Annotated in this window: 7 protein-coding genes and 2 pseudogenes; 4 read left to right on the top strand and 5 right to left on the bottom strand. The window is 73.0% G+C overall.

The window, feature by feature from the left end; genetic code table 11:
* Nucleotides 1-646: 646 nt before the first annotated feature.
* Nucleotides 647-1,321, bottom strand: coding sequence for a Crp/Fnr family transcriptional regulator (locus tag AAHZ94_RS20345; protein ID WP_030027155.1), 675 nt, complete (start codon nucleotides 1,319-1,321; stop codon nucleotides 647-649).
* Nucleotides 1,322-1,594: 273 nt separating this feature from the next.
* Here AAHZ94_RS20345 and nth point away from each other — a divergent pair, with 273 nt between their 5' ends.
* The 4 genes and pseudogenes from nth (at nucleotide 1,595) to AAHZ94_RS20325 (ending at nucleotide 5,349) form a co-directional block, all read left to right on the top strand.
* Complete coding sequence (nth, locus tag AAHZ94_RS20340) at nucleotides 1,595-2,419, top strand: endonuclease III (RefSeq protein WP_349994402.1); 825 nt, start codon at nucleotides 1,595-1,597, stop codon at nucleotides 2,417-2,419.
* Between the two features lie 722 nt (nucleotides 2,420-3,141).
* Nucleotides 3,142-3,342: pseudogene (locus tag AAHZ94_RS20335) on the top strand (coenzyme A pyrophosphatase); the annotation flags it as partial.
* Between the two features lie 279 nt (nucleotides 3,343-3,621).
* Nucleotides 3,622-4,137, top strand: a pseudogene (locus AAHZ94_RS20330) (NUDIX hydrolase); the annotation flags it as partial.
* Nucleotides 4,138-4,149: 12 nt separating this feature from the next.
* The gene (locus tag AAHZ94_RS20325; protein ID WP_349994401.1) at nucleotides 4,150-5,349 is read left to right on the top strand and encodes a MarP family serine protease; all 1,200 of its coding nucleotides are present in this window, start codon (nucleotides 4,150-4,152) and stop codon (nucleotides 5,347-5,349) included.
* A gap of 686 nt (nucleotides 5,350-6,035) precedes the next feature.
* Here AAHZ94_RS20325 and AAHZ94_RS20320 read toward each other — a convergent pair.
* From AAHZ94_RS20320 to nhaA, 4 genes are all read right to left on the bottom strand, one after another.
* Nucleotides 6,036-6,221 carry a hypothetical protein gene (locus AAHZ94_RS20320; protein WP_349994400.1) on the bottom strand — a complete coding sequence of 62 codons (186 nt, stop codon included), beginning with the start codon at nucleotides 6,219-6,221 and terminating at the stop codon, nucleotides 6,036-6,038.
* A gap of 438 nt (nucleotides 6,222-6,659) precedes the next feature.
* The gene (locus AAHZ94_RS20315; protein WP_349994399.1) at nucleotides 6,660-7,595 is read right to left on the bottom strand and encodes an alpha/beta fold hydrolase; all 936 of its coding nucleotides are present in this window, start codon (nucleotides 7,593-7,595) and stop codon (nucleotides 6,660-6,662) included.
* Nucleotides 7,592-8,056: a phage holin family protein gene (locus tag AAHZ94_RS20310; RefSeq protein WP_349994398.1), complete on the bottom strand. Its 465-nt coding sequence runs from the start codon at nucleotides 8,054-8,056 to the stop codon at nucleotides 7,592-7,594. Before AAHZ94_RS20310 ends, AAHZ94_RS20315 begins: the two co-directional genes overlap by 4 nt.
* Nucleotides 8,057-8,159: 103 nt before the next feature.
* The gene (gene nhaA, locus AAHZ94_RS20305; protein WP_349994397.1) at nucleotides 8,160-9,554 is read right to left on the bottom strand and encodes a Na+/H+ antiporter NhaA; all 1,395 of its coding nucleotides are present in this window, start codon (nucleotides 9,552-9,554) and stop codon (nucleotides 8,160-8,162) included.
* Nucleotides 9,555-9,958: the final 404 nt, after the last annotated feature.

Genomic DNA, 9,958 nt, shown 5'->3' with positions numbered 1-9,958 from the left:
GGGCGGGGGGGGGCGGCCTGGGCCAGCGCACCCGCCACGCCGCGCCCGGCGCCAGGGCACGGGCCGTCGCTCGGCCGGCCCGGTGATGGGCTCAAGCAATGGGGGCGGGCAGGGGTGCGCGAGCGCGGCGAGGCGTCCGGGGCGTGCGTGGTTGGGGGGCGACGGGGGCGGTACGGGTTTGGCGCGGGCTTGGCGCGCGTACGAGGTTGGCCGCGTACGGGATCGGCGGTGTAGGGCGTCGATAGGGGTTGGGCCCGCGTACGGGATCGGCACGGGCTCGGCCCCCGTACGAGAACGGCCCGAACGTCCCAGCCGCGAACGTCCCGCGCGGGAAGGACGCGACAGGCGAACGGCGGGGCGGGCGACCCAGGTGGGCGAGTGGCGCGGGGCGAGCGGCCCAGGGGGCGGAGGTTTCGATCGGTTCGGCGTGCGAACGTGTGAGGTGGCCCGGTGCGGTGCACGCGTCAGTCGGCCCGGGTGCCGCCAACGCATCGGACGGCCCAGGCAGGGCGGAGGTTCTGATCGCTCCGGCGTGCGAACGCGTGAGGCGACCCGGCGCGGCCAACGCATCAGCCGGCCCAGACAACGCCAACGCATCGGGCGGCCCGGTGCCGTACTCGGCCGGGCCGCCCGTGGCGAAACTCGTTCAGCGGCTCCGCTTGGCCAGCCGCTCCACGTCGAGCAGGATCACCGCACGGGCCTCAAGCCGCAGCCAGCCGCGGCCGGCGAAGTCGGCGAGGGCCTTGTTGACGGTCTCCCGGGAGGCGCCGACGAGTTGGGCCAGCTCCTCCTGCGTGAGGTCGTGGACGACGTGGATGCCCTCTTCGGACTGCACGCCGAAGCGGCGCGAGAGGTCCAGGAGGGCCCGGGCCACGCGGCCGGGGACATCGGAGAAGACCAGGTCGGACATCTGGTCATTGGTCTTGCGCAGCCGGCGCGCCACCGCGCGCAGCAGCGCCGTGGCCACCTCGGGCCTGGCGTTGAGCCAGGGCTGGAGGTCGCCGTGGCCGAGGCCGAGCAGCTTCACCTCGGTGAGCGCGGTCGCCGTGGCGGTGCGCGGGCCGGGGTCGAACAGCGACAGCTCGCCGATCAACTCGCCGGGGCCGAGCACGGCCAGCATGTTCTCGCGGCCGTCGGGCGAGGTGCGGTGGAGCTTCACCTTGCCGTCCGTGACCACGTACAGGCGGTCGCCCGGGTCTCCTTCGTGGAAGAGCGCGTCACCCCGCGCGAGGGTGACCTCCCCCATGGAGGCGCGCAGCTCAGCGGCCTGCTCGTCATCGAGCGCCGCGAAGAGCGGGGCGCGCCGCAGAACGTCGTCCACGAGATCTCTCCTTGTCGACATGCACAGGGGACCGTCGTCCCCATGATGCCGGACGGTAAAACAGTGCGATCAATCACAAGTTTGACGCACCGGCATCAAGGACCCTACGGCAGGGGTCCGATCGTGCAGTGGTTTTCCTGCGCTCGGGGCGGATGTCGGTGGCTGGCCTTACGCTGGCCGAGTGTCCAATACGCCGGTGAGAGCACAGGGCAAGGGGCCCGTCGGGCCCTCCGTCGGAGGTAGGGGAGTCCGTCCGCATCAGGTGGTTCTGCTGTGAGCGAACAGTCTTCGACCTCGGTAGCAAAAGCCGCCAAGGCCGTGAAAGCGGGCAAGCCCGAATCGCACCTCGCCCTGGTCCGCCGCGCCCGGCGGATCAACCGCGAACTGGCCGAGGTCTATCCGTACGCCCACCCCGAGCTCGACTTCGAGAACCCGTTCCAGCTCCTGGTGGCCACGGTGCTCTCGGCGCAGACCACCGACCTGCGGGTGAACCAGACGACGCCGGCCCTCTTCCGCGCCTACCCGACGCCCGACGAGATGGCCGCCGCGGACCCGGAGGCGCTGGAGCAGCTCATCCGACCGACCGGCTTCTTCCGGGCCAAGGCGCGGTCCCTGCTCGGCCTCTCCGCCGCGCTACGAGACCGCTACGACGGCGAGGTGCCCGGCCGGCTCGATGACCTGGTGACGCTGCCCGGGGTCGGCCGCAAGACGGCCAACGTCGTTTTGGGGAATGCGTTCGGAGTGCCCGGCGTCACTGTCGACACCCACTTCGGCCGGCTGGTGCGGCGCTGGAAGTGGACCACCCAGGAGGACCCGGAGAAGGTGGAGACCGAGGTCTGCGCGCTCTTCCCGAAGAGCGACTGGACGATGCTCTCGCATCGCATCATCTTCCACGGCCGCCGCATCTGCCACGCCCGCAAACCCGCCTGCGGCGCCTGCCCGATCGCCCCGCTCTGCCCGTCGTACGGGGAGGGCGAGACCGACCCGGAGAAGGCGCAGAAGCTGCTCAAGTACGAGATGGGCGGCCAGCCGGGACAGCGCCTGAAGCCCCCACCCGACTTCCCGGGCAAGGCCGCCCAGCCGCTGGGCACGGCGTGACCGGCTCCGGCGGCGTCGCGGGCGGTGGGGCGGCGGACGACCGGCCGGCCAGCGGCAACGCCCCGTATGGCGCGTGCCCCGCGCCCGCGCCGCACGCCGCTGCCGCCCCGCTGTCGGCTGCCGCCGACGGGCCCCGAGCGGGGTTCCGGACGCCGACCCGTACGCCGTCCGAGGGGGAGCCTCAAGCCCCGTCCCAAGCCCCGTCCCAGGCGTCGCCCCGGGCGTCGTCCCCAGCGCCCGGTGGCGTGGGCGCGGCGGCCGGTAGCGGCGCAGGGTCGGGTGGGCCGGGCGGGGCAGAAACTGGCGCCCCCTTCGGCTCCGCGGACGGCGGGGCGGGAGGCGCGGCAACTGGCGGGGCGAGCGGTGCCGCTCTTGGCGCGGCTGGTGGTGCGGCAACCGGTGCCGCGAGCGACGCAGTAAGCGGTGTGGAATTCGGCTCCGCGAGCGGCGCGGCGAGCAGCGCGGGAAATGGCGCCGCGAACGGTGCCGCAACCAGCGCGTCGAGTGGTGTGGGGAACGGCTTCGCGCACCGTGCCGCAACCGGCGCCGCGACCGATGCAGGGAATGGCGCCGCGAGCGGTGCGGAAAACGGCGCGATGAACACCGCATCCCACGGCGCGCCGCACGGCTCTGCGCACCACCCGGGCGCCGGGCCCGACCCCACCCGCCCCGCGCCGCCACAGCCCGCCGCAGACGGCGCCCGGCTGGCGTACGGCGCGGGCGTGGGGCGTGCGGCGGGCGGCAAGGGCGCCGGCGGCGCGCCGGCGGTCCACGTCACCGAACAGGGCCTGCCGGACTGGCTGCGCCCGGTCGCCGAAGCGGCCCGCACCATAGAGCCGCACCAGCTCAGCCGCTTCCTGCCGCCGAAGAACGGCTCGGGCCGGCAGTCGGCCGTATTGGTCCTGTTCGGCGAGGGGGCGGCGGCGCAGACCGGAGAGCCCGCGCGAGCCGGCGCACGCGCAGCGGACGCCGTACGTCCCGGCCGCTCCGTACGAACCGGCGACGCCCCGCCCACCGCGGGCCACGCGCCGACCGACGCCGACGCCCCGCCGTACGAGCCCCGCCCCGGCCACGCCGGCCCCACCGCCCACGCGGGATCGGCCGGCGCCGCACCGGGCCCCGGCCCCACGACTGCGGGCCACTCGCCTGCGGGCGGCCCCGCTTCGGCCCCCAACGGTCCCAACAGCCCCGGTGGCTTCGGCGGCCCCGGCGGCCCCGAACTGCTCCTCATGGAACGCGCCGGCACGCTGCGCTCGCACGCGGGGCAGCCCTCCTTCCCCGGCGGCGCGCTCGACCCCGAGGACGGCGACCCGGCGGGCGACGGTCCGCTGCGCGCCGCGTTGCGCGAGGCGGAGGAGGAAACCGGACTCGACCCGTCCGGCGTGCAACTCTTCGGCGTGCTGCCCCGGCTGTACATCCCGGTGAGCGAGTTCGTGGTGACGCCGGTCCTCGGCTGGTGGCGCAGCCCGAGCCCGGTCGCGCCGGTCGACCCGGCCGAGACGGCGCGGGTGTTCACGGTCCCGGTGGCGGAGTTGACGGACCCCGCCCACCGGGCCCTGGCGCTCCCCCCGCGCGGCCACCGCGGCCCCGCCTTCCTCGTCGGCGGCGCTCTGGTCTGGGGTTTCACCGCCGGAGTGATCGACCGCATCCTGCACTTCGCCGGCTGGGAACGGCCGTGGGACCGGGACCGGCACGTCCCGTTGGACTGGCGTGCGTGAGACGGTGGCTCCGTGAACGTGCTGGACATCCTGCTGCTGGTCGCCGCCGCCTGGTTCGCCGTCGTGGGCTACCGCCAGGGCTTCGTCGTCGGCGTGTTGTCGGTGACCGGGTTCCTCGGCGGCGGCCTGGTCGCCGTCTACCTGCTCCCGGTGATCTGGGACCAGGCGACCGACAACGCCGCGCCCGGTTCCTTCGGCGCGCTCTCGGCCGTCGTGATCGTGATCCTGTGCGCCAGCGTCGGGCAGGCGTGCACCACCCACCTGGGCAACAAGCTGCGCCGCCACATCACCTGGCAGCCCGCGCGCGCCATCGACGCCACCGGCGGCGCCCTGGTCAACGTGGTGGCGATGCTGCTGGTCGCCTGGCTGATCGGGTCCGCCATCGCCGGCACCTCGCTGCCCACGCTGGGCAAGGAGGTCCGCAACTCCAAGGTGCTGCTCGGGGTGGCCCGGGTGGTCCCCGAGGAGGCCAACACCTGGTTCACCGACTTCAGCTCGGTCCTCGCGGAGAACCGGTTCCCGCAGGTCTTCGCGCCCTTCGCGGAGGAGCCGATCACCTCCGTACCGGCCCCCGACCTGAAGCTCGCGCACAGCCCGGTCGTCGACCAGGCGCGCCGCAGCATCGTCAAGGTGGTGGGCACCGCGTCCGGCTGCGGCAAGGTCCTCGAAGGCACCGGCTTCGTCTACGCGCCGCACCGCGTGATGACCAACGCCCATGTCGTCGGCGGCGTCGACGAGCCGACGGTGCAGGTCGGCGGCGAGGGCCGGCTGTACGACGCGGAGGTCGTCCTCTACGACTGGAAGCGCGACATCGCCGTGCTCGACGTCCCCGCGCTGCGCGCGCCCGCGCTCCGGTTCGCCGAGGGCGACGCGGGCAGCGGCGACGGCGCGATCGTGGCGGGCTTCCCGGAGAACGGCGACTTCGATGTGCGCGCCGCCCGCGTACGCGGCCGTATCGAGGCCAACGGCCCGGACATCTACCACCGCGGCACCGTCCGCCGCGATGTCTACTCCCTCTACACCACCGTCCGCCAGGGCAACTCCGGCGGCCCGCTGCTCACCCCCGAGGGCCGCGTCTACGGCGTCGTCTTCGCCCGCTCCCTGGACGACGCGAACACCGGCTACGCACTGACCGCGAGCGAGGTGCAGCAGAACATCAAGGAGGGCCGCACGGCCACCACCCAGGCGGACACACAGGGCTGCGCGATGTAGCGGACGAGCGGGGGCGGGGGCGCAGGACGAGGGTCTTTCCGGAGCACGGAGCACGAAGCCCGGCCCCCGACCCCGGGATGCTGGCCGTACGGCATACGGCGCGGAGCTTTCCGGAGTACGGGTCCCGACCTCGGCGTACGGCCCCGGCCCAGCCACGCGCTGCCGGCCCAGGGCAGATGTCGCCGGACCTTCAGGACTCTTCATGGGTACGGGGCCCGCCCCCGGAATCGGTCGTACGGCGCGGTCGCGTACGACCCCGGCCCAGACACCCCGCCCCCCGCCCCCGGACGTACGACGTCCGCACCGCTCGCACGGAGCAGGACCCCGCGGGAGAGCCGCACCGCCCTCCAAGACCCGGCCGAGCAACCCCCGTACGACGGCACACGAGCCCCAGCACGCGAGGCCCGACACACGCGAGCCACGGCAGCAACCAGCCCCGTACGGCCCCTACGCCCCATCAGCCCGCCGCGCCACACGCAGCCGTGCACGGTGGCGTACGCAGATATACACAGACGCACGCAGATGCACACCGACATACGCCCCGTACGCCCACAGCCCGGCCCCGTAGGCAGCGCAACCCCCGCTGCATGCGCGCCGCGAGGCGTGCGCCGGGCGGCAAGGGGTGCGGGGGAGCGGGCCGCGGAGGTCACCGCGCGCCGGGACGGGCGGGCCGGGTGCCGGAGGTGTTAGCGGCTACGTGGATGGCGCAATCGCGCCGACACCCAGCGGGCGCGGCGTCGAATGATGCGGGGAATGCCGATATGAGGGTCGTGCCCCGGTGCGTGTCCGGAGCCACCTCGCTCGGAGACGGTCAGCGCGGCATCGGGGCCGCGGTCGTTCGCTGCGTCACGGTAGTCGTGCGTCCAGCCCATACCCCGGACTCTGCCCCTGGCCCAAGGTCGGTAATCACCTGCGGGTCCGTCAATTGGCCTATGCGAGCGGCAAGTGGAAGCCGCTGGCCACGGCCCTGCCGCGGTGCCCGACCGGGGGCCGGGAGCGGAGAGTGCGCCGGCGCACACCAGCGCTTCGGCAACCCGAACGGCGCACGGAAACGCTACCTGGTGCGCTCGCCTCGCATACCCCTCTTGGGCATCTCCGCTGCGGCGGACCCTCCGATCCGCAAACCCGTCAGGCCCCCGTCGCGCCGCCGCGCCCACCAACCGGCGCTCGGACCCGCGCTCGGGCCTGCGCTCGGGCCTGCGCTCGGGCCTGCGCTCGGGCCTGCGCTCGTGGCGGAGCGTATGCCCCGCCACCGCCCCGTACGAACCCGCCCGCGCACGCCCGCGCGGCGGGGCGGCGGACCGGTCGCGTCAGCGGTCGGGCTCGGGGTCCTGCAACCAGTTGATCAGCTCGGCGGAGAACGCCATCGGGTCCTCCTCGGGCGGGAAGTGGCCGAGCCCGTCGAAGAGCCGCCAGCGGTACGGGGCCTCGACGTACTCCCCCGAACCCGCCGCGCTGCGCACCCGGGCCACCGGGTCGAGCGAGCCGTGCAGATGCAGGGTCGGCACCCGGATCGGGCGCTTCATCCGCCGGTAGAACTGCGCCCCGTCGGGGCGGGCCAGCGAGCGCACCAGCCACCGGTAGGGCTCGATCGAACAGTGCGCCGTCGAGGGGATGCTCATCGCCCGCCGGTAGACGTCCACGTCCTCGACCTCCGGCAGCCGCGGCCCCGACCAGTCCTTGATCAGCCGCCCGACCAGTTCCGCATCGCCGGCGACCAGTTGTCGCTCCGGCAGCCAGGGGCGCTGGAAGCTCCACACGTGGCTACTGGCCCGGCTCTGTTTGACGTCCCGGAGCATGGCCGAGCGCCAGCGCCGCGGATGGGGCATGGAGCACACCACCAGCCGTCGCACCAGCTTCGGCCGCCTCACCGCGGCCGTCCACGCCAGATAGCCGCCGAGGTCGTGCCCGACGACGGCGGCGTCCGGTTCGCCGAGCGAGCGGATGACACCGGTGACGTCGAGTGCGAGGTTGGCGGGGTCGTAGCCGCGCGGCGTGCGGTCACTGCCGCCGACGCCCCGTAGGTCCATCGCCACGGCGCGGAACCCGGCCTCCGCCAGCCGGGGCAACTGGTGCCGCCACGCCCACCAGAACTGCGGAAAGCCGTGCAACAGCAGGACCAGCGGCCCCTCGCCCATCTCGGCGATGTGGAACCTGGCACCGTTCGCTGCGACGTCCCGATGGGTCCAGGGACCGTCGGGACGTACGACGGACGCGAGCCGAGCAGGGGGTTCGGGAGCCGTCATGCAGTCGAGCGTGACACAACGTGGGCACCGGCGGGGACGGCCTCGCCCGGCGCGCGCGGGTGAGGCTTGACGTTGCCCAGCACGGCGGCCGTCTCCTTCGCCGACGAGATCGACTTCTGCGGCGGCTTGACCTTCTTGAACTTGGCCAGCGCCAGCAGACCGAGCGTCAGCGCGAGCAGCCAGTAGATGCCGCCGACGATCAGGAAGCACCAGGCCAGACCGAGGTCGGTCCAGGCGTGGAACCCATAGGCGAGGGCGAAGCTCAGCACCGGCAGCGAGAAGAGCAGCAGCACACCGGCCACGATCCCCGCGGTGCTGCCCATCACGACGCGCTTGACGTCCTGCCGGATCTCGGCCTTGGCCAGCGCGATCTCGTCGTGGACCAACGCGGACAGCTCGCTGGTGGCCGTGGACACCAGTTGTCCGAGGCTACGGTTCTCGCCCTCGTCGGCTGCGCTCATCGCCTGTCTCCCTCGTGTCTTCTTCTCTGCTGGCCCGCGGGGGCCGCGTACGGACGTGCTTCGGAGCTTCTACCAGCCTGCCGCGGGTCTGAAGCCACTTAGATCATGCCGGACCGTCGCTGTCGGTGCTCTGCGATGAAGTGGCGACTTCCGCCAGTCTGCGGTGCTCAGCGGCCTTCCGCTCGTAGATCGCGGCCATCCGCAGGTGGTATTCGGGCTGGTCCTGCTCGTAGACGTCGGGAATGCCGTCCTCGTCCTCGTCGAGTTCCTCCGCGTCGTACAACTTCTTGTACTTGTTGTTGCGCAGCTTGAGCAGGACACTCGCGCCGACCGCGGCGAGCACCGAGCCGATCAGGACGGCGGCCTTCACCTCGTCGGCCAGCAGCGGGTCGTCGGGGAAGGCCAACTCGCCGATCAGCAGCGAGACGGTGAAGCCGATGCCCGCGAGCGAGGCCACGGCGAGTACGTCGGCCCAGGCCAGCTCCTCGTTGAGCTCCGCCTTGGTGAACCTGGCGGCCAGCCACGAACCGCCGAACACCCCTATGGCCTTGCCGACCACCAGGCCGAGCACCACGCCCAGTGTCTCCGGTTTGGTGAACACGTCGGCGACCGCCCCGCCGGAGATGGACACCCCGGCCGCGAACAGCGCAAACAGCGGCACCGCGAGCCCCGCCGACAGCGGGCGCACCAGGTGCTCGATGTGCTCGGCGGGGGAGTGCTTCTCACCCTCCCGCACGGTGCACCGCAACATCAGCCCCATGGCCACCCCGGCGACCGTGGCGTGCACCCCGCTCGCGTGCATCAACGCCCAGATCACCACGGCCAGCGGCACGTACACGTACCAGCCGCGCACGCCCAGCCGCAGCAACCCCCAGAACAGCGCGAGCCCGACGAACGACAGCACCAGCGCCATGACGTTGATGTCCGTCGTGAAGAAGATCGCGATGATCAGGATCGCGAAGAGGTCGTCGACGACCGCGAGCGTCAGCAGGAACGCGCGCAGCGCGGCGGGCAGCGCGGTACCGATGACGGCCAGTACGGCGAGGGCGAACGCGATGTCGGTCGCCGTCGGCACCGCCCAACCGGCCAGGCTGCCGCCGCCGCTCAGCGAGATCGCGGTGTAGACGAGGGCGGGCACCGCCATGCCGCACACGGCCGCGATGACCGGCAGCGCGGCGGCTTTCGGGTCGCGCAACTCACCCGAGACCAGCTCGCGCTTGAGCTCGATGCCGGCCACGAAGAAGAAGATGGTGAGCAGCCCGTCCTGGGCCCAGGCGCCGACGCTGAGGTGCAGGTGGAGCGAGTCAGGGCCGAAGGAGAAGTTCTTGACGTCGTCGTAGGTGTCGCCGAGTGGCGTATTGACGAGCAGCAGGGCCGAGATGGCCGCGACGAGCAACAACACCCCGCCGACCGTCTCCGTACGGAGCGCTTCCGCAACGTAGTTGCGCTCCGGCAGGGACAGTCTTCCAAGGAACGTACGCTTGCTGGGTGCGGCCACGACGGGCTGACCTCCGGGGGCGGGACGGACGGTGGATACACCTGTGGTGTATGCCGACCAGACTTCCCGGCGCGCCCTGTAATTTTGTCGCTAAATTTACGCGACGGCCCCCAGCTTAACCGGAACGGCCCAGCCTCGCCCCACCCCGGCCCGCGCCTTCCTTCCCGCAGCATTCGTTGGGCCCCTCGCTGAACACCCTCTGACCTGCGATTTCTGGCAGGCGCCGGATGGGTTGGGGCTGGGGCGTGTGGTGATGGGGCTGCGGGCCTGGAGCGGGCGTGGCTGTGGGCGCGAGTGGGCCGGCACCTGGATGCTGGGGGCCGGGCGCGGGGGGGGGGCGGCGCCCCCCCCCCCGGCCCCGCCGGCCCCCCCGCCCGCCCCCGGCCCGCCCTGCCTGCTGCCAC

Source organism: Streptomyces sp. HSW2009 (genome assembly GCF_040240285.1).
Taxonomy (GTDB): domain Bacteria; phylum Actinomycetota; class Actinomycetes; order Streptomycetales; family Streptomycetaceae; genus Streptomyces.
The sequence above is the reverse complement of the archived record's forward strand: the minus strand, read 5'-3'. Positions and strand labels throughout refer to the sequence as shown.

Bases quoted from the DNA above. Each gene is read 5' to 3' on its own strand.
- AAHZ94_RS20320 (WP_349994400.1), bottom strand. From the start codon at position 6,221: ATGGGCTGGACGCACGACTACCGTGACGCAGCGAACGACCGCGGCCCC.
- AAHZ94_RS20315 (WP_349994399.1), bottom strand. From the start codon at position 7,595: ATGACGGCTCCCGAACCCCCTGCTCGGCTCGCGTCCGTCGTACGTCCC.
- AAHZ94_RS20310 (WP_349994398.1), bottom strand. From the start codon at position 8,056: ATGAGCGCAGCCGACGAGGGCGAGAACCGTAGCCTCGGACAACTGGTG.